Annotated in this window: 17 protein-coding genes and 1 pseudogene; 8 read left to right on the top strand and 10 right to left on the bottom strand. The window is 51.3% G+C overall.

The genetic code is table 11. The annotated features are described in order from the left end of the window. Positions 1 to 151: 151 nt before the first annotated feature. Together AAGR08_RS08210 and AAGR08_RS08205 are read left to right on the top strand one after the other, a co-directional pair. A complete protein-coding gene (locus AAGR08_RS08210) occupies positions 152 to 1,516 on the top strand; it encodes an L-serine ammonia-lyase (RefSeq protein ID WP_345829519.1) in 1,365 nt (454 codons plus the stop codon). A 231-nt stretch (positions 1,517 to 1,747) separates the two neighbouring features. Next, positions 1,748 to 3,310 carry an EAL domain-containing protein gene (locus tag AAGR08_RS08205; RefSeq protein WP_345829517.1) on the top strand — a complete coding sequence of 521 codons (1,563 nt, stop codon included), beginning with the start codon at positions 1,748 to 1,750 and terminating at the stop codon, positions 3,308 to 3,310. Between the two features lie 55 nt (positions 3,311 to 3,365). On the opposite strand, the gene AAGR08_RS08200 is transcribed toward AAGR08_RS08205, so the two are convergent. After that, on the bottom strand, positions 3,366 to 4,931 hold the full coding sequence (locus AAGR08_RS08200) for a TerC family protein (protein WP_345829515.1): 1,566 nt from the start codon (positions 4,929 to 4,931) through the stop codon (positions 3,366 to 3,368). A gap of 510 nt (positions 4,932 to 5,441) precedes the next feature. On the opposite strand from AAGR08_RS08200, the gene manX reads away from it, so the two are divergent. From manX to AAGR08_RS08180, 4 genes are all read left to right on the top strand, one after another. Further along, positions 5,442 to 6,407: a PTS mannose transporter subunit IIAB gene (gene manX / locus AAGR08_RS08195; protein ID WP_345829514.1), complete on the top strand. Its 966-nt coding sequence runs from the start codon at positions 5,442 to 5,444 to the stop codon at positions 6,405 to 6,407. 58 nt (positions 6,408 to 6,465) lie between these two features. Next, on the top strand, positions 6,466 to 7,266 hold the full coding sequence (locus tag AAGR08_RS08190; protein WP_097097132.1) for a PTS mannose/fructose/sorbose transporter subunit IIC: 801 nt from the start codon (positions 6,466 to 6,468) through the stop codon (positions 7,264 to 7,266). 14 nt (positions 7,267 to 7,280) lie between these two features. Continuing rightward, positions 7,281 to 8,126: a PTS mannose transporter subunit IID gene (locus tag AAGR08_RS08185; RefSeq protein WP_097097131.1), complete on the top strand. Its 846-nt coding sequence runs from the start codon at positions 7,281 to 7,283 to the stop codon at positions 8,124 to 8,126. Positions 8,127 to 8,218: 92 nt separating this feature from the next. After that, positions 8,219 to 8,677 carry a DUF986 family protein gene (locus tag AAGR08_RS08180; RefSeq protein ID WP_345829512.1) on the top strand — a complete coding sequence of 153 codons (459 nt, stop codon included), beginning with the start codon at positions 8,219 to 8,221 and terminating at the stop codon, positions 8,675 to 8,677. Here the strand turns inward: AAGR08_RS08180 and rlmA are convergent. The 4 genes and pseudogenes from rlmA to AAGR08_RS08160 form a co-directional block, all read right to left on the bottom strand. Further along, positions 8,674 to 9,480, bottom strand: a complete 807-nt coding sequence (rlmA, locus tag AAGR08_RS08175; protein WP_345829510.1) for a 23S rRNA (guanine(745)-N(1))-methyltransferase — start codon at positions 9,478 to 9,480, stop codon at positions 8,674 to 8,676. The genes AAGR08_RS08180 and rlmA overlap by 4 nt on opposite strands. A 140-nt stretch (positions 9,481 to 9,620) precedes the next feature. Beyond that, on the bottom strand, positions 9,621 to 9,830 hold the full coding sequence (gene cspE, locus AAGR08_RS08170; RefSeq protein WP_008110414.1) for a transcription antiterminator/RNA stability regulator CspE: 210 nt from the start codon (positions 9,828 to 9,830) through the stop codon (positions 9,621 to 9,623). Positions 9,831 to 9,917: 87 nt separating this feature from the next. Next, positions 9,918 to 9,989: pseudogene (locus tag AAGR08_RS08165) on the bottom strand (DUF2627 domain-containing protein); the annotation flags it as partial. 696 nt (positions 9,990 to 10,685) lie between these two features. After that, positions 10,686 to 10,961 carry a YebO family protein gene (locus AAGR08_RS08160; protein WP_097097128.1) on the bottom strand — a complete coding sequence of 92 codons (276 nt, stop codon included), beginning with the start codon at positions 10,959 to 10,961 and terminating at the stop codon, positions 10,686 to 10,688. Between the two features lie 223 nt (positions 10,962 to 11,184). Here AAGR08_RS08160 and AAGR08_RS08155 point away from each other — a divergent pair, with 223 nt between their 5' ends. Next, positions 11,185 to 11,421, top strand: coding sequence for a YobH family protein (locus tag AAGR08_RS08155; protein WP_097097127.1), 237 nt, complete (start codon positions 11,185 to 11,187; stop codon positions 11,419 to 11,421). A gap of 36 nt (positions 11,422 to 11,457) precedes the next feature. Here the strand turns inward: AAGR08_RS08155 and kdgR are convergent, their stop codons facing one another. Then, a complete protein-coding gene (gene kdgR, locus AAGR08_RS08150) occupies positions 11,458 to 12,249 on the bottom strand; it encodes a DNA-binding transcriptional regulator KdgR (protein ID WP_097097126.1) in 792 nt (263 codons plus the stop codon). 193 nt (positions 12,250 to 12,442) lie between these two features. Here kdgR and AAGR08_RS08145 point away from each other — a divergent pair, with 193 nt between their 5' ends. Then, positions 12,443 to 13,825 (top strand): MFS transporter, encoded by a 1,383-nt coding sequence (locus AAGR08_RS08145; RefSeq protein WP_097097125.1) that lies wholly within the window; start codon positions 12,443 to 12,445, stop codon positions 13,823 to 13,825. A 48-nt stretch (positions 13,826 to 13,873) separates the two neighbouring features. On the opposite strand, the gene htpX is transcribed toward AAGR08_RS08145, so the two are convergent. The 4 genes from htpX to AAGR08_RS08125 all read right to left on the bottom strand — a co-directional run bounded on the left by htpX (position 13,874) and on the right by AAGR08_RS08125 (position 18,308). Further along, the gene (htpX, locus tag AAGR08_RS08140) at positions 13,874 to 14,755 is read right to left on the bottom strand and encodes a protease HtpX (RefSeq protein WP_097097124.1); all 882 of its coding nucleotides are present in this window, start codon (positions 14,753 to 14,755) and stop codon (positions 13,874 to 13,876) included. A gap of 219 nt (positions 14,756 to 14,974) precedes the next feature. Then, entirely contained in the window at positions 14,975 to 17,014 is a 2,040-nt protein-coding gene (prc, locus tag AAGR08_RS08135; protein ID WP_345829506.1) for a carboxy terminal-processing peptidase, read from the bottom strand. Between the two features lie 19 nt (positions 17,015 to 17,033). Next, entirely contained in the window at positions 17,034 to 17,711 is a 678-nt protein-coding gene (proQ, locus tag AAGR08_RS08130) for an RNA chaperone ProQ (RefSeq protein WP_097097122.1), read from the bottom strand. A gap of 96 nt (positions 17,712 to 17,807) precedes the next feature. Beyond that, complete coding sequence (locus AAGR08_RS08125) at positions 17,808 to 18,308, bottom strand: GAF domain-containing protein (RefSeq protein WP_007889607.1); 501 nt, start codon at positions 18,306 to 18,308, stop codon at positions 17,808 to 17,810. Positions 18,309 to 18,452: the final 144 nt, after the last annotated feature.

Raw genomic sequence — 18,452 nt, 5'->3', positions numbered from 1 at the left:
CCTCACAACTGTGCAAATGGATAACTATTTCTGTGGTTTATAATTAGTTTATTTCATGCGAAAAGCTGCTCGTTGTGCGGCATGGGCGATTACTATTAGCCGCATAAACGGCTGGTGCCGTGCAGAATAAGATTTGTGAGGAGTGTCACCTGTGATTAGTGTTTTTGACATGTTTAAAGTTGGCATCGGTCCATCCAGTTCGCATACCGTTGGCCCAATGAAAGCGGGCAAACAGTTTGTTGACCTGCTGGCCGAACAAGGCAAATTGCAAGACGTCACGCGCATATCGGTTGATGTCTACGGTTCGCTGTCGCTGACGGGCAAAGGACACCACACCGATATCGCCATTATCATGGGGCTGGCGGGTTTCGAACCGGCCACCGTTGATATCGATGGCATTCCCGCCTTCATCAAAGACGTTGAGCAGCGCGAACGCTTGCTGTTAGCCAACGGCGCGCGCGAAGTGGATTTCCCTCGCGAAGGCGGTATGGTGTTCCGCAGCGAGAATTTATCGCTGCATGAAAACGGCATGACGGTGTACGCCTTCGCGGGTGATCTACTGATCCTGAGCAAAACGTACTATTCCATCGGCGGCGGTTTCATCGTCGATGAAGAGCACTTTGGTCAGCCGGTGCTGGATGAGGTTTCTGTTCCCTGGCCGTTTAATTCCGCCAAAGAGTTGCTGAGCCACTGCCGTGAAAGCGGTTTGTCGCTGTCGGGTTTGGTGATGAAAAACGAGCTGGCACTGCATAGCCGCGATGAGATTCACGCCTATTTTGGTCACGTGTGGCAAACCATGCAGGCATGTATCGATCGCGGTCTCAATACCGAAGGCGTACTGCCGGGTCCACTGCGTGTGCCACGCCGGGCAGCTTCCCTGCGCCGTTTATTGGTTTCCTCCAATAAACACTCAAACGATCCTATGGACGTCATCGACTGGGTGAATATGTTTGCGTTGGCGGTGAATGAAGAGAACGCTGCCGGTGGACGTGTAGTCACTGCGCCAACTAACGGCGCCTGCGGTATCGTTCCGGCGGTGCTGGCCTACTACGATCATTTTATTGAAACCGTCACACCTGACATTTTCATTCGTTACTTCCTCGCCTCCGGGGCGATTGGCGTGCTGTATAAAATGAACGCTTCTATTTCCGGTGCTGAAGTCGGTTGTCAGGGCGAAGTGGGCGTGGCCTGCTCGATGGCCGCCGCCGGGCTGGCGGAACTTTTGGGTGGCAGCCCGGAACAGGTTTGTGTCGCCGCCGAAATCGGCATGGAGCACAATCTTGGTTTGACCTGCGATCCCGTCGCCGGCCAGGTTCAGGTGCCGTGTATTGAACGTAATGCCATTGCTTCAGTAAAAGCCATCAACTCTGCGCGCATGGCGCTGCGCCGCACCACGGAACCGCGTGTTTCGTTAGATAAAGTCATTGAGACGATGTACGAAACCGGCAAAGATATGAACGCAAAATACCGTGAAACCTCGCGCGGTGGTCTGGCGATTAAAGTTCAGTGTGACTAACCTGAACTCACCGCGTTGGTGATGATTAAAGCAACAGTTGATTATTTTTCTGCATCTGTTGCTACCTCCCTGTGAGTAAACCAGATACATTAATTTCGCGCGCGGCCCTGAGTGGCCGCGCTTTTTTTAGTGCTGTTTTTTTTATTCAGCGGCGCTAAACCTGGCCGCCTCAATGCCGATAACCTACACGTTAATTTGGCTTCAATCTTTGATTTTGCAAGGTGGTTACTGATGCTCGTTCCCCAGCAATTTGTGGGTCAATTTCGCCGTAAGCGTCTGCTTATTGCGTTAGCGATCGCCTCGCTGGTTCTGGTTCTGACGCTGACTTTTCGCTATGTCGAAGAGAAGTCGCGCATTGAGCAGCAGTCACTGAATTTCGCTACCCGCGCGATCGAACGATTTGATCGTATGTTCTCGCCGCTGGACGTTTCCGCCAACAACACGCTCGGATTAGTGGGCGTACCTTGCGCTCAGGTACGCTACCCGCTGATAGAAAAAATCGCCTCACTGCAAACCGTGCGTACCGTGCTACTGGTGCAGGATGATACGCTATACTGCTCCAGTATTTTTGGCCCGTTAAACCTCTCCTTTAGTCAAACTTATCCTGAGCTGGCACTTAACAATCAGCGCATGATGCTGGTTACCGATAATGACTTGTTGAAAGGTTCGCCGGTGCTGCTGCTCTGGACACCTAAATCACTCAATAATCATGAAGGCCTGCTGCAAGTCATTAATATTGAATTGATGACCAATTATTTGCTAGAACCCCAACTGCCATGGGTAGAGCGTGCCATTTTCAATGTAGGCGGCCAAAGCCTTGAGTACGGCAACCCGCTGATTGAACATACCGTGCCCGCTGATGATGAAGTCGCTTACGATCAAGCGTCGTTGCGCTATCCGTTTAGTATCACCCTTTATGGCCCCTCACCCGCGCGTCTGGCACTGAATACGCTGCCTTCGCAACTGCCGCTGGCGTTGATGCTGAGCCTGTTGATGGGGTATATGGTCTGGCTGGCGACGGCAAACCGGATGAGCCTTAGCTGGCAAATCAGTTATGGCATCGCCGCCAACGAATTCATGGTCTATTGCCAACCGCTGATCAATGCCCAAAACGGAGAGTGTGACGGCATGGAGCTGCTGCTGCGCTGGCATAACCAGCGCCAGGGGTGGATTGCGCCGGACGTGTTTATTCCACTTGCCGAGCGACAAAATTTGATTGCGCCTTTGACGCGCTTTGTCCTGGCTAAAGTCGTGCATGAATTGCCGAATCTGCCGCAGTGTCCCTCATTCCATATTGCCATCAACGTGGCCGCCAGCCATTTCCGTGACCGTGCAATCGTCGATGATCTTCAAACTATCTGGTGGCCGGCCAACCCGCTTCCGAAGCTGGTGGTAGAGTTGACTGAACGAGATGCCTTGCCGGTGATTGATCAATCAGTGGTAGCGCAGTTACATGAGATTGGTGTTCGCCTGGCGATTGATGATTTTGGTACCGGCCACAGTTCGCTGGCTTACCTGAAGGATCTCAAACCCGACGTGTTGAAAATCGACAAGATTTTTACCGCGGCGATTGGTACTGATGCGATTAATGCTACCGTCACGGACATGGTGATTTCGCTGGCGCAGCGCCTTAATATTTCTCTGGTGGCAGAAGGCGTTGAGACTGCGGAGCAGGCGCACTATCTGCGTGAACGGGGTGTTGATCATCTACAAGGCTATTTCTACGCGCGCCCAATGCCGATTGAAGACTTCCCGCTTTGGCTGGAACGGCATCAGGGCGAGTTAAGCGCATAAAAAAACGGCCACTCGCTATGGAGTGGCCGTTTTTTATTTATCCCCGCACAATGATTTACTCTTCATGTTCTTCGTGGTCATAGGGCTTATCTTTCGTTACTCGAACCAGGTCGATGCGGTACTCCGTCGCCTCAATGACCTGGAAATGCAGCGGTGGCAGATCAATCACTTCTCCCGGGAGCGGCAGCTGGCCTTTTTGCGCAATCAGCAAACCGGCTAACGAGGCGTGATCTTCATCGGCCTTCACCAATTCGTGATGATCCAGCAGCTGTTGCAGCGAGTGCAGATCGGTGCCGCCCTTCACTAACCAACCGTCACCATCCGCAATGATATCCGGCGTTTCATCTTCATCCGGGAACTCACCGGCAATCGCTTCCAGTACATCGAGCGGCGTGATTAAACCCTGTACCACACCAAATTCGTTGGTAACGATAACAAAGCTGCCTTTCGCGCGACGCAGTACGCCCAGCAGGTTTATCGGATCCAGGGTTTCGGGTACCACAATCGCCGGCGTATTGGCGGCGAAGGTGGCCACATCCATTCCATGTTCCAGCGCCACCAGCAGCTCTTTAGCCCGCACCACGCCAATGATTTCATCCAGTTCACCGCGACATACCGGGAACAAACTGTGCGGCGTATCCAGCAGCTGAATACGGATTTCATCCAGCGGACGCGAAACATCAACCCAGGAGATATTACCGCGCGGTGTCATAATGCTGCGGATAGAGCGCTGAGAGAGCGTTAACACGCCGTTGATCATGTAGCGCTCTTCGTCCTTAAAGGCTTCCTGCGGCATCGCTTCAGTCAATGAGGTTTCTTCCGCGGTGGTTGCCTGTTTGCGCTGGCGTCCGCCCATCAAACGCAGAATCGCTTCTGCGGTACGTTCGCGCATCGGCCGATGTTCCTGATGACGAATAAAGTTACGGCGCGCAATTTGGTTGAACAACTCGATGATAATTGAGAAGCCAATCGCGGCGTACAGATAACCTTTAGGAATGTGGAACCCAAAGCCTTCCGCCACCAGGGACAAACCAATCATGAGCAGGAAGCTCAGACACAGCACCACCACAGTTGGGTGAGCGTTGACGAAGTTAGTCAGCGGTTTTGAAGCCAGCAACATCACGCCCATGGCGATAACAACTGCCGTCATCATAATAGGCAGATGGTTTACCATACCCACCGCAGTGATCACTGCATCAAGTGAAAATACGGCATCCAGCACAACAATTTGAATCACCACCGCCCAGAAGCTGGCGTAGCCTTTATTGCCCTGATGTTCCAGCCCGCGGTTCTCGAGTCGCTCATGCAGCTCCATGGTTCCCTTGAATAACAGGAACAAACCTCCGAACAACAGAATTAAATCTCGTCCGGAAAAGCTGAAATCGCCTACGCTGAATAGGGGTCGCGTCAGTGTCACTATCCAGGAGATCAGTGACAGCAGGCCCAAACGCATGACCAGAGCAAGCGACAGGCCGATCAGACGGGCTTTATCACGCTGCTTCGGCGGCAACTTGTCCGCGAGGATGGCGATAAAGACCAGGTTATCAATGCCAAGAACGATTTCGAGCACGATGAGCGTGAGCAATCCGGCCCAGATTGAGGGATCAAAGAGAAATTCCATCAATGACTCCTTACTGAACGTGAAGATGCACGTATTTGAGCCTGCACCGGAAGGTGAGACGCGGGATCGTTAAAGGCGGTGATAACGCTAAAGTGCGTAAAGGCGTGCGCGGTAACGCGCAGAGAAGATGTTGAGCGACGTCGGTGACGGTCCATAAAGGTGAGCTGAAGCCCGGTACTCCTGAGTAATAAACAGAGGAGTAATGTATCAGTTACATCAACGGCGTCAAAAAAATTTATTACATTTACAAATATCTACGCAAACGCCTGAATAACGCACAAAAGCGTACATTAGCGCCGTTACGCTCTGAATAGCTGACAAACATCACATAATTTATTTTTTCGATCACTAAAATAAATCGCGACCTTATCGCTGTGCAGCGGATAGTTTCGTTTTTTTTATTGATGCCTTTCTTCATCTTAGACCTAACGATCCACCTGAAACACTAACGGTAATTTTCAATGATTCCCGGCACTGCCCGAGAATCTCTCACGCGAACGGAGGTAGCAAGTGACCATTGCTATTGTAATTGGTACACATGGCTGGGCGGCAGAACAGTTGCTTAAAACAGCAGAAATGCTGTTGGGTGAGCAGGAAAATGTCGGATGGATTGATTTCGTTCCCGGCGAAAATGCAGAAACGCTAATCGAAAAGTATCAGGCACGACTAGCCGATCTCGACACGTCAAAGGGCGTGTTGTTCCTGGTCGATACTTGGGGTGGCAGTCCGTTTAACGCGGCCAGCCGTATTGTGGTAGACAAACCTGACTATGATGTCATCGCCGGCGTCAACATTCCGATGTTGGTGGAAACGCTGATGGGACGTGATGACAATCCATCGTTGCAGGAACTGATTCATATCGCAGTTGAGGCCGGTCGTGAAGGCGTTAAAGCGCTCAAAACCGAAACGCCTGCTCCAGCGGCTGCGGCACCGGTGGTGGCAAAAGCCCCTGCCCAGCCGCAAAAACCGATGGGTCCGGGCGATCATATGAAAATTGGCCTTGCGCGTATTGATGACCGCTTGATTCACGGGCAAGTGGCAACGCGCTGGACGAAAGAAACCAACGTCACGCGCATTATCGTCGTCAGTGATGAAGTGGCTAACGATCATGTGCGCAAGACCTTGCTGACTCAAGTTGCACCGCCGGGCGTAACCGCGCACGTAGTGGATGTCGACAAAATGGTCCGCGTTTGGAATAACCCAAAATATGGTCAGGACAAGGTGATGCTGTTGTTTACCAATCCAACGGATGTCTTAAGGATTGTTGAGCAAGGCGTGGATATCAAATCCGTCAATATCGGCGGCATGGCATTCCGTCAGGGCAAAACGCAGGTGAACAATGCGGTATCTGTCGATGAGAAAGATATCGCCGCGTTCCGCAAACTTAACGAGCGCGGTATCGAACTGGAAGTGCGTAAAGTTTCCAGCGATCAGCGACTGAAAATGATGGACCTGATCGCCAAGGTCAATCCGTAGTTCGCCCTTTGCCTGCGAATGCGGGCGAATTTTAGAGACCTTGCAGAGGAGAAATGCAATGGAGATAACCACGCTACAAATCATTTTGATATTTATTGTGGCCTGTATCGCCGGGATGGGATCGATTCTTGATGAGTTTCAATTCCACCGCCCGCTGGTGGCTTGTACCTTAATTGGTGCGGTTCTTGGCGATATGAAAACCGGTATCATCATCGGCGGTACGCTGGAGATGATCGCGCTGGGCTGGATGAACATCGGTGCTGCGGTTGCACCTGATGCTGCGCTGGCTTCCATCATCTCAACCATTCTGGTTATCGCGGGTGGGCAAAGCGTGGGTGCGGGTATCGCGCTGGCTATTCCACTGGCCGCGGCTGGCCAGGTTCTGACCATCATTGTGCGCACCATCACCGTCGCCTTCCAGCATGCCGCCGATAAGGCAGCGGAGAAAGGCAACCTGAGCGCAATCAGCTGGATTCACGTTTCCGCTCTGGTCTTGCAGGCAATGCGTATTGCGATTCCTGCGCTGATCGTGGCGATTTCTGTGGGTACCAGCATCGTTCAGGAGTTGCTGAACTCCATTCCTGAAGTTGTTACCAATGGCCTGAACATCGCCGGTGGTATGATCGTGGTAGTTGGTTACGCCATGGTCATTAACATGATGCGTGCGGGCTACCTGATGCCGTTCTTCTACCTTGGCTTCGTCACTGCAGCCTTCACCAACTTCAACCTGGTTGCGCTGGGCGTGATTGGCGTGGTGATGGCGGTGCTGTATATCCAGCTGGCACCGAAATATAACCGCGTTGCAGGTGCTGCAACGGCCGGTCCTGCAAACAATGACCTCGATAACGAACTCGACTAGGAACAGGTGAAATCATGGTTGATACAACTAACACTCCAAAGAAACTCACCCCTGGCGATGTCCGCGGTGTGTTCCTGCGCTCCAACCTGTTTCAGGGTTCGTGGAACTTTGAACGTATGCAGGCGCTGGGTTTTTGCTACTCAATGGTGCCGGTGATCCGTCGCCTTTACCCGGAAAACAACGACGATCGTAAACAGGCGATTAAACGTCACCTGGAGTTCTTCAACACCCATCCATACGTTGCTGCACCTGTGCTCGGCGTAACAATGGCGATGGAAGAGCAACGCGCTAACGGTGCGGCTATCGATGATGCCGCAATCAACGGTATCAAAGTTGGTTTAATGGGCCCGCTCGCGGGTGTTGGCGACCCGATCTTCTGGGGTACCGTTCGCCCGGTGTTTGCGGCGTTGGGCGCCGGTATCGCGATGAGCGGTAGCCTGTTAGGCCCGCTGCTGTTCTTCATCCTGTTCAACGTGGTGCGTATGTTGACCCGTTATTACGGTGTGGCTTACGGCTATCGGAAAGGTGTCGATATCGTCAGCGATATGGGCGGCGGTTTCCTGCAGAAACTGACGGAGGGCGCGTCGATTCTCGGCCTCTTTGTCATGGGGGCGCTGGTCAACAAGTGGACGCATGTGAATGTGCCGCTGGTGGTGTCACGCATCACCGACCAGACAGGGAAAACCACCGTTACGACGGTTCAGTCGATCCTCGATCAGCTGATGCCTGGCCTGATTCCGCTGCTGCTGACCTTTGGTTGTATGTGGCTGCTGCGTCGTAAAGTCAATGCGCTGTGGATTATCGTTGGCTTCTTCGCCATTGGTATCTTCGGCTATTGGATTGGCCTGCTCGGTCTGTAACAATCTGGCCGGGAGCTCGGCTCCCGGCTATTTTCGAACGGCATTACCTGAGCGCCCACGTTGAGGTAAATTCGGTTGAGGAAGAACACCTAATGTCACTGACTGACGCCCTAATCGCCCTGCTTATTGCAGGTTTCGCGCTGTATGCCATCTATGACGAAGCGATCCTACCGCGCCGTAATGGACCGACTAAACTGCGTGTCGCGCTGCGCCGCCGCCACAAGATAGATAGCGCTATTTTCATTGTGTTACTGCTGATTCTGTTATGGAACAACATCGATAATCATGGAACCCAGCTCACTACCAATTTGCTGATGGCGCTGTGTTTCATGTCGGTGTGGTTATTCTGGATTCGCAGTCCAAAACTGCTGATGAAGGAGAGTGGCCTGTTTTATGGTGTTGTATGGATTGATTATCGGCGCATCCAAAGCATGAATCTGTCTGAAGACGGCATTCTGGTGATGCAGCTGGAACAACGTCGCCTGCTGATTGCCGTAAAGCAGCTTGACGATCTGGAGCGGATTTACACTACGCTCGTGGAAGCGCGTTAATCGCGCCGCCACAGTGTGAGCGTGAAATCGGCATCACAGCTAAACTCGCTGGACGCTGCGAGGTTTTGCCAGACTTCTTCACGTGCGCGCCAGGCAAATGGCGTCATTTGTAATAAGCTAACAGCGTCAGCCCCACTTAATTTCATGTTGTAATGCAGGTTCTGCCGATCGGCCAACTTAAAACCTGCATACGCTTTCTCCTCAGCCGCATGAAGCTGCACTTCGCGATAGATAAGCGCTTTAAACTGCCGCAAATGGTGTGGCCCTGGCGTCACCGTCAATACGATGCCGCCCGGCTTAATGACGCGCGCCAACTCATCTTCGCTGCAGGGCGCATAAATACGCACGACCCCATCCAGCGCTGCATCCGCAAACGGTAAACGCTGGCTTGATGCCACACAAAATTTCACCTTGCGATAGCGCTTAGCCGCCATGCGTATCGCTGCCTTAGCCACATCAAGACCAAATAGTTTTGCCTGAGGCAGTGCTTCAGCCATCGCCGCCGTGTAATAACCTTCGCCACAGCCGATATCCAATACCTGCGATGAGTGCGACCCCAGCTGTTGCGCAAGGAGCCCTGCAACGCTCTGACGTAAAGGTTGATAGTGTCCGGCATCAAGAAACGCTCGACGCGCCTGCAGCATTTCAACACTGTCACCGGGTTCTCGCGAGCCCTTATATTGCACCGGCAGAAGATTGACGTACCCCTCTTTAGCCTGATCAAACTGATGTCCCGCATCGCAGCGGAAGCTGTTGGACTGCTGGAGAAGAGGCTGATGACAAAGTGGGCAAATCAACGACATAGATAACTCCGGGTTAGCGTTTCGCGGCGCAGTTTACCCTGGACAATTGGTAACAGAAAGAATAAAGAAAAAGCCCTGCTCAGAGAGCAGGGCTTTAAGATTCTTATCAGTGGTGCATGGCACCGAGCCTGAGATCGAAATCAGATTGGGGTAACGTTGACCGCAGCTGGACCTTTCTGGCCGTCCTGGATTTCGAACTCAACGCTTTGGCCTTCAGCCAGAGTTTTAAAACCATTGCCCTGGATTGCAGAGAAGTGTACGAACACATCTTTGCTACCGTCAGCAGGAGTAATAAAACCAAAACCTTTAGACTCGTTGAACCACTTAACCTGACCTTTAATCTTTGCCATTTCGCAAATTTCCTTTCGATGTTTATATTGCCCTAAGGGCAGACTTACAGATAAACCAGAGACATTACTGAATGAGGCACTAATTTAAGGTTCGGCAAGGAAGCGGTATTCAACGTCAACGTCTTTACTCGTAACTTCTTTACTGAAGATGCCATACATAAACAGAACTGTACCTCGTTTGACCCACGATTTGTTATCACATATTCGCAAATTAATGGCAAGCCATTTTTAAACGGTGATCGACGTGACGCACATAATTAGCTAATTCACCTGCTAACGCCTCTTTCTTCATCCTACTGTGTATTGACAGCGGAAGAATAAACTGGGCAAAAAAAGGTTATCACTCAGTATAGTTAGCGTTAATACCCCTATTAGTCAAGCGTAGCGGTGAAGCATTCAACGACACATTTTAAGCCATTAACAATACGGGAAAAATATTGCATTAATATGGCACGAATAAAATATTCCACCAAAAAGTTAGCCTGCCACGCAACAATTGTGCGCAGTACAAATCTTGTACAAATAGCTTTATTCGGTATAAGTTAGTAATTGTTCTGCACCAAAAGCAGGAGAAGCAAATAATATGCGCCCCATATAAAAGCATTCATAATGATGTGGCATTTATCTCATTTTTTTCTAAGCACCTGACAATTAAATGTTATAAAAAACAGCACAAGGCCTGATTTAATGATAGCGCCTTAGGATTAATCTTAGATGATATTCACCCGGCCATCTTTCATGGCTATTCATAGTGGTACTTCTCATACAATGAACATCTGGTAGAAAAACTGCTGCGCACCATTATAGTGCGCGGCAGAGGATTTATCACATCGCTTACGATGGCTTATGACATGCTTAGCGTTCAGGGATCATCCGAATAAAATCGCGTTGTTCATTCGCGTCTTCATCGACAACTGGTTTTGCTGTGGTGGGCTGTGCATCGACCAGACGACGCAGCAGTACATTCTGTTTCTTTTGCTCTTCTATTAGCGCTTCCAGCAGCTGAATTTGCTCGCTGGCTCGCACGCTGGCCCGATTGACGAAGAACCAGGCGATAAAGGCCACAATAATGATCAGGGACAGGACGCCATAGGTTAACAGCGGACTGGTATTTGCGGCTAATTCATTCATAACTGCCTCTATAGTCAAAAATCAAATCTCTACTCCGCCGCTGATTCTACTCGCTGGCGGCAGAAAAGATAATGGGTAGCGGCTGAAAGCAGATTATCCCGCAGCGTTACGTCTTTCAGTTATCTCTGATCGATCCGTTGGCTAAAGCGAGGCATGCTACTACAGTAGGTTTGGCAGCAACGTCAGGACAGCTGCGTTATGTATCACAAGGAGAACAGAAAGCATGAAATTACTTATTCGCACGATTGGGTTAGTAGCGCTGATTTGGCTGGCCATGCTGCTTACGGGTTATGGTGTCCTCACCGGTAGCAACAAGAATGCGGCAGGATTAGGACTGCAGTGTAGCTACTTAACGGCGCGCGGCATGATCACGGCACAGTACCTGCACACAGATAGCGGAATCGTTGGCGTAACGGATTGTCCACTGCTGAAGAAAAGTGGCGAAGTCGTCGATAACTAATGATGAAACGGGCTGGCAACAGCCCGTTTTTAATCGTTAAAAAGGATAAGTGTGGTAGCCCATCTGTTCGGACAAATTTCGTGCTGCACGATGCAGCATCGCAACATATTCATTTTTCGCCTCTTCAGAGAAGCGGATAGTTGGAAATGAGATACTGAGCCCGGCGATCACCACGCCAAAACGGTCAAATACCGGTACTGCGATGCAGCGTAATCCCTCTTCCTGCTCTTCATTATCTTCGCCAAAACCTTGATCTTTGACCTGATCCAAAACGGCCAATAGCGCCTCGGCCGTGACAATGGTTTTCGCTGTGCTGCGACGAAACTCCACTTCGTTTAGAATTTCCTGCACTTCAGCGCGCTCACGCCAGGCAAGCAGCACTTTCCCAATTGCCGTGGTATGCAATGGATTACGGCGACCTATGCGGGAATACATTCGCAAATTATACAGCGAATCGATTTTGTGGATGTAGACGATGCTGTCTTCTTCCAGCGCACCAAGATGAATGGTTTCTTTCGTTAAGCGCGAGAGTTCGCGCATCTCAATATCTGCACTACGAATCAGATCAACGTTCTGTAAGGCTTTGGCACCGAGTTCAAACAGTTTGAGAGTCAGCGAATATTTCTCACTCTCCCCTTCCTGCGCCACGTAGCCGAGCGACTTCATGGTCTGCAGAAAGCGATAAACGGTGCTCTTCGACATCATAACGCGTTGGGATAATTCAGTAATACCGTGATCGCGCTCTTCCCCCAGCGCCTGTAAAATGCCAAACACCTTCATTACTGATGAAACGGAGTCCGGCTGTTTGTCATTTTCGCTACTCGCCATGGCGCGTATCCTTTTTTGAAAGTGTTTCAAAAAAAACGGAACAGAATCGTCAGTATATGCGTTTCCCATCGCTGGCGGCAACGACCCAGACTCAGTGACACATTCACACGTAATTTTATGTCAATGAATGCGGTGCTTTTCGCCAGCGAATTGATTAGCATGATGATATTCACCCCCTTCATTTATCTAACTTATGTCTTTAACCGTTTCTCAGGATGGTTTACCCGTTCCCCAGCGCTATGGCGCGATAATCACCATTGCGCTTGGCATCATGATGGCGGTACTTGATGGCGCCATCGCTAATGTAGCCTTGCCCACCATTGCACGCGAACTCAATGCTAGCCCAGCAGAGTCAATCTGGATTGTTAACGCCTATCAAATCGCGATCGTTATCTCGCTGCTGTCGCTGTCGTTTCTCGGAGATATGCTCGGTTATCGGCGCATTTATCAGGTCGGGCTGGCCCTGTTCATCGCCACGTCGCTGTTTTGCGCCCTCTCCTCCTCGCTGAATATGCTGACGGTTGCTCGTGTGCTGCAAGGCTTTGGCGGTGCAGCGCTGATGAGCGTGAATACGGCACTGATTCGCATCATCTACCCGCAGCGCTTTCTTGGGCGTGGGATGGCGATTAACTCGCTGATTGTTGCCGTATCCAGCGCAGCAGGACCCACCGTTGCAGCGGCCATTCTTTCAGTCGCCAGTTGGAAGTGGTTATTCCTGATTAATGTTCCTTTAGGGATTATCGCGCTGTGGCTAGCGTTGCGTTTCCTGCCTGATAACACTCAGAAAGCAAAACAACAAAAATTTGATGTGCCAAGTGCCATTATGAATGCACTGTTCTTTGGCCTGCTGATTTCCGCGCTCAGCGGCTTTTCTCAGGGACAGAACGGCTGGCTGATTGTGGCCGAACTGGTGGCGTTGGTGCTGGTGGGTGTGATATTTGTTCGTCGGCAACTGGCCATGCCCGTTCCGCTGCTACCTGTGGACTTACTGCGTATCCCCATTTTTTCACTATCGATTGGCACCTCAATTTGCTCGTTCTGCGCACAGATGCTGGCGATGGTGGCGCTGCCGTTTTTCCTGCAAAACGTGCTGGGGCGCAATGAAGTCGCAACGGGCCTGCTATTAACGCCGTGGCCGCTCGCGACGATGGTAATGGCGCCGATTGCGGGTCGGCTGATTGAGAAATTCCATGCGGGATTATTAGGCGGATTGGGATTAGCGATGTTCGCCGCTGGGCTTTTCCTGCTGGCGCTGCTGCCCACGCAGCCAACCGATGCGGATATTATCTGGCGTATGATGCTGTGCGGTGCCGGCTTTGGTTTGTTCCAGTCACCGAACAACCACACCATCATCTCAGCTGCACCGCGTAATCGTAGCGGTGGTGCCAGTGGAATGCTGGGCACCGCACGTTTAGTGGGACAAAGTAGCGGCGCAGCGCTGGTGGCACTGATGTTTAATCTCTTCAATGATAGCGGTACTCATGCGTCGCTGGTGCTGGCTGGCAGCTTTGCCACCGTCGCTGCGGTAGTGAGTTTGGCACGTATGACGCAATCACGCGCGACCGTCGAATCATAGAAATAACAAGGGCGCCGTTAAGCGCCCTTGTTCTGCAATAAATCGCAATTACTTGAGGTATTCACCCGTACGCAACGCTTCGATACGCTTATCAAGCGGCGGATGTGACATGAATAACTCACTCAACGATTTGTTTTTGCCGTTAATGCAAAACGCCATCATGCTACTCGGTTCCTGCGGCTCGTAGCTGGTTTTCAGACGCTGCAGCGCCGCAATCATCTTCTCACGCCCCACGAGCTTCGCAGAACCTGCATCAGCGTGGAATTCACGGTGACGTGAGAACCACATGGTAATCAGGCTGGCGAGGAAACCGAACAGCAGCTCTAGCACCATCGAGACGGCGAAATAAACCATTGGATTACCGTTCCCGCTCTCTTCACCATCGCGATTACCGGACAGGAAGCCCGAAGCGATTTGCGCAAGAATGCGCGAGATGAAGATAACAAAGGTGTTCACCACACCCTGAATTAGTGTCATGGTAATCATGTCACCGTTGGCGATATGGGCAATTTCATGCGCCAAGACCGCTTCCGCTTCATCACGACTCATGTTTTGCAGCAGTCCGGTAGAAACGGCAACCAGCGAAGCATCGCGGCGCGCACCAGTAGCAAAAGCATTGATATCCGGCGCGTGATAAATTGCCACCTGCGGCATCGCAATGCCGGCCTGCTGAGCCTGGCGGCCAACGGTATTCATCAGCCAGCGTTCCGTCTCATTACGGGGTTGTTCAATGACTTCACCGCCAACGGATCGTAACGCCATCCATTTGGACATCAGCAGTGAAACAAACGCACCGCCAAAGCCAAACAGACCTGCCATAATCATCAGGCCCTGAACACTGCTTGACTGGATTCCTGTCAGACTTAATATCAGTCCGAATACCAACATCACCGCCAGGTTGGTGAGCAGGAAAAGAGCAATACGCATCATAAACGTTATTCTTCCTCAGTTGTTCACGCGCTCATGCGCGGATACCTATCCTATGGTCATTGCCACGCATTTCAAGCAACCTTAATCTTTAAGTGCCTAAAAAGACATAACTTTACATTAGATGGCAGCCTGCGCAATTCAGTGCGTGCCATCCAGTAGAAAATAATTCTCACGCAAAAAAAAGCACCGCCGGAGCGGTGCTGATTTCAAGCCAAAGGATTATTTCGCTGCTTCGGCTGCCGGCTGATTTTTTTCCAGCTGCGCCATATCGTTAGCGATTTTCACCGTTTCATCTAAATACGGATCGGGTTCTTTGTAGTCTTTCGGCAGATCTTCAATGCTCTTAAGCGGTGCTTTGCCTTCCGCCTGATAACGCGCGTTAATACGCTCCAGACGTAATGCATCATCTTCGTGGTTCTCTTTCTCACGCTGGGCAAGATTGAGCGACACGATATTACGCTTGTCCTTCATGGCATCAAAGCGTGCAATATCTTTCATGATGTATTGGAATTCACGATCTTTCGCGATGCGGTCTGCATGCTCTTTGGTCAGCTGCGGTACCAGCGGCGCGATATCGCCGGTTTTGGTATAACTGGCCGCATTTACGCTGTCCCATGGAAGTGCATTGTCCTCAAACTTCTCACCTGTTTCTGCAGCCTCTACGCCGGTGGGCATCAGCAGATCAGGCGTAACGCCCTTGCGCTGTGTACTGCCACCGTTGATGCGATAGAACTTTTGAATGGTGTACTGCACGGAACCTAACGCTGGCCACTCTGGACGCAACATCTGATCGTAAATTCGGTTCAGTGAACGGTATTGCTGCACGGTACCTTTACCGAAAGTCGGTTCGCCGACAATCAGTGCTCGGCCATAATCCTGCATCGCCGCGGCAAAGATTTCAGAAGCGGAGGCGCTGAAGCGGTCCACCAGTACGACCAGCGGACCTTTGTAATACACAATCCCGTCGTTATCGCTGTCCTGACGCACACGGCCATTGTTATCACGCACCTGCACCACCGGACCACTCGGAATAAACAGACCCGACAGGGAAACCGCTTCGGTCAACGCGCCGCCACCGTTAGTACGGAGATCAATCACGATGCTGTCGACGTTCTGCTTTTGCAGTTTCTGCAGCTGTACTTTTACGTCGTCAGTCAGACCAACGTAGAAGCCTGGAATATCCAGCACGCCGACTTTCTCTTTACCGACGTTATGCACGGTCCCTTTTACGGCACGATCTTCCAGACGGATTTTCTCACGCGTCAACGTGACCGTTCGGGTTTTGGTCCCTTTACCCGCAGGCAGGACTTCAAGACGCACTTTGCTGCCCTTCGGCCCTTTAATTTTGGAAACCACATCGTCCAAACGCCAGCCGATAACATCTTCCATCGGTTTGCCCGGCTGACCAACGCCAACGATACGATCGCCAACGGTGATCGATTTACTCTTCGCAGCAGGTCCACCCGCCACCATCGAGTTGATTACGGTGTAATCGTCATCCATCTGCAGTACCGCACCAATCCCCTCCAGAGACAGGCTCATCTCAGTATTGAATTGCTCGGTATTGCGCGGTGAAAGATAGTTCGTGTGCGGATCGATTTCATGCGCAAACGCGGTCATCGCCAGTTGGAACACATCTTCACTATTGCTTTGCGCCAAACGACGGATGGCAAAGTTGTAACGCTTGGTCAGCGTTTCACGGATATCCTTTTCATCTTTACCGGCCAGTTTCAGGCTCAGTTCATCGTATTTTACTTTGGCATCCCACAGCGCGTTCAGCTCATCAACGCTTTTCGGCCAGGGCGATTTTGCTCGGTCAATGTCAATGGTGTCATTGCCGGTGAAATTCATGGGGCGATTCAGAACACTCAGCGCATATTGATAGCGCTCGAAGCGACGTTTCTGCGCCAGATTGTAGAGATCGTAAAACACATCCAGCTTACCGCTGCGGAACTCATCGCCCACGGTGGTTTTCTTATCAGCGTATTGCGCGATATCCGAGGCCAGCAGCACGTTGTGGCTGTAATCGAGCAGATTCAGGTAGCGATCAAAAATTTTCGCTGAAAAGTCCTGATTCAAATCGAATTGGCGATAGTGGGAACGGGTAAAGCGCGAGGTAACGCGTTCACTGACGGTTGGATGCTGCGGGTCTTCATGTAGCTGTGGAATCTGGTCGGCACGCGTAATGTTATCTGCGCCAAAGGTGGGGCCTGCCAATAGCAGGCCCGCGATCATACCGATCTTGAAAATATTGTTCATGCCAGGGTCAGCCTCCGTTTCAGAACTGCAAATGTTCTGCGCGCACAATCATTGCCATGCCGGAAGCGAGCTGAACCCGAACGCCATCTTTGGTGATTTCAAGAATGGTAGCGTCCATTGCACCTTTGCCTGCAGTCACCTTGATATTCTGGCCGGGTTGCAATGTTGAGGTATCAGTGACAGGTTTAGCACGTGGCTGCTGCGCAGGCTTACGTTCGGCAGTGGCCGCACGCGGCGCCTGAGGACGTGGCTGACGCGGCGCATCGCCTGCGGCAGCTTTACGCGGAGCAGGTTTACGCGGACGACGTTCAGCGGTCTCTTCACCGGCTTCACGCTTTTTCGCTTTCTGCTGATCGCGCTGCGCCTGCACGCGAGCTTTGGCTTCTTCCAGTTGCTTGCGCGCATGTTCTACATGTTGCTCATCCAGCACGCCACAGGCGTTACCGTCGAGATCAACACGAATGGCACCGGCTTTGATGCCATAAAGATAACGCCAGCTAGAGGTATATAGACGTAAGGCAGAACGCAGTTGCGTCTTGCTCAGGCTCAGTTCGCCTTGAACACGCTCGACCAGATCTTGAAAAATGCCGATTTTGAGCGGACGCGCCTCGCCTTCGGCGCTAAAGCATTGCGGAAAACGCTCCGCCAAAAAGGCGATGACTTCTTTACTGCTATTCAACTTAGGTTGATTTTCCATGAAATTTCCTGATTACAACGGATTTGCCGACCAGAGCAGGCATGAACAGGCGACATTATAATGACAACATCGCCAAATGCTATGTGATCCAGTCGATTAGCTGTGCGTCAGCTGAATAAATTTTACGATGTCGCTGCCCGCCAGCACTTCACAAAGCCCGTCGGTAAGGGCCACCAGCCCCGCTTCATCCTCGCTATCGAAGCGAGAATAAACCGTACTATCAATGTCTAAAACACCTACGAGGGTGCCATTTACTTTCAGAGGAATCACGATTTCTGCATTGCTGGCTGCGTCACAGGCAATGTGTCCAGGAAATGCATGCACGTCTTCAACAAGCTGCACTTTGTCTTCGGCCACCGCCGTACCGCACACGCCTTTGCCCACCGGAATACGCACACAGGCAATTTTGCCCTGAAATGGCCCCAGTACCAGCGTATTCGGCTCAGTAAGCAAATAGAATCCTGCCCAATTCACGCCCTCGAGGCGTTCAAATAGCAGCGCACTGCAGTTGCCGAGCGCGGCCAGGAACGAGGTTTCACCCGCCAACAAGGCGCGGACATCGCGATTCAAATCCTCGTAAAAAGCTTTTTTGTTCATTGTTTAACCATAACTCATCACTGGGGTGACCTTACTGTCACTCAGTTGTTAAAATAAGCACTAATAATCCAGGCGCATCAGGTGAATCATTCTGTTAGTTACTATACCCTTAGCATTCGGTGGATAAGACTATTCTTGTACCAC

This window comes from Pantoea sp. BRR-3P, assembly GCF_039621635.1.
Taxonomy (GTDB): Bacteria; Pseudomonadota; Gammaproteobacteria; order Enterobacterales; family Enterobacteriaceae; genus Pantoea; species Pantoea floridensis.
The sequence above is the reverse complement of the archived record's forward strand: the minus strand, read 5'-3'. Positions and strand labels throughout refer to the sequence as shown.

Excerpts from the sequence above, each read along its gene's own strand:
- AAGR08_RS08180 (WP_345829512.1), top strand. The coding sequence starts at position 8,219 with ATGTCACTGACTGACGCCCTAATCGCCCTGCTTATTGCAGGTTTCGCG.
- AAGR08_RS08155 (WP_097097127.1), top strand. The coding sequence starts at position 11,185 with ATGAAATTACTTATTCGCACGATTGGGTTAGTAGCGCTGATTTGGCTG.
- rlmA (WP_345829510.1), bottom strand. The coding sequence starts at position 9,480 with ATGTCGTTGATTTGCCCACTTTGTCATCAGCCTCTTCTCCAGCAGTCC.
- proQ (WP_097097122.1), bottom strand. The coding sequence starts at position 17,711 with ATGGAAAATCAACCTAAGTTGAATAGCAGTAAAGAAGTCATCGCCTTT.
- AAGR08_RS08200 (WP_345829515.1), bottom strand. The coding sequence starts at position 4,931 with ATGGAATTTCTCTTTGATCCCTCAATCTGGGCCGGATTGCTCACGCTC.
- AAGR08_RS08125 (WP_007889607.1), bottom strand. The coding sequence starts at position 18,308 with ATGAACAAAAAAGCTTTTTACGAGGATTTGAATCGCGATGTCCGCGCC.
- kdgR (WP_097097126.1), bottom strand. The coding sequence starts at position 12,249 with ATGGCGAGTAGCGAAAATGACAAACAGCCGGACTCCGTTTCATCAGTA.
- cspE (WP_008110414.1), bottom strand. The coding sequence starts at position 9,830 with ATGGCAAAGATTAAAGGTCAGGTTAAGTGGTTCAACGAGTCTAAAGGT.
- prc (WP_345829506.1), bottom strand. The coding sequence starts at position 17,014 with ATGAACAATATTTTCAAGATCGGTATGATCGCGGGCCTGCTATTGGCA.
- AAGR08_RS08205 (WP_345829517.1), top strand. The coding sequence starts at position 1,748 with ATGCTCGTTCCCCAGCAATTTGTGGGTCAATTTCGCCGTAAGCGTCTG.
- AAGR08_RS08160 (WP_097097128.1), bottom strand. The coding sequence starts at position 10,961 with ATGAATGAATTAGCCGCAAATACCAGTCCGCTGTTAACCTATGGCGTC.
- AAGR08_RS08185 (WP_097097131.1), top strand. The coding sequence starts at position 7,281 with ATGGTTGATACAACTAACACTCCAAAGAAACTCACCCCTGGCGATGTC.
- AAGR08_RS08145 (WP_097097125.1), top strand. The coding sequence starts at position 12,443 with ATGTCTTTAACCGTTTCTCAGGATGGTTTACCCGTTCCCCAGCGCTAT.
- AAGR08_RS08190 (WP_097097132.1), top strand. The coding sequence starts at position 6,466 with ATGGAGATAACCACGCTACAAATCATTTTGATATTTATTGTGGCCTGT.
- htpX (WP_097097124.1), bottom strand. The coding sequence starts at position 14,755 with ATGATGCGTATTGCTCTTTTCCTGCTCACCAACCTGGCGGTGATGTTG.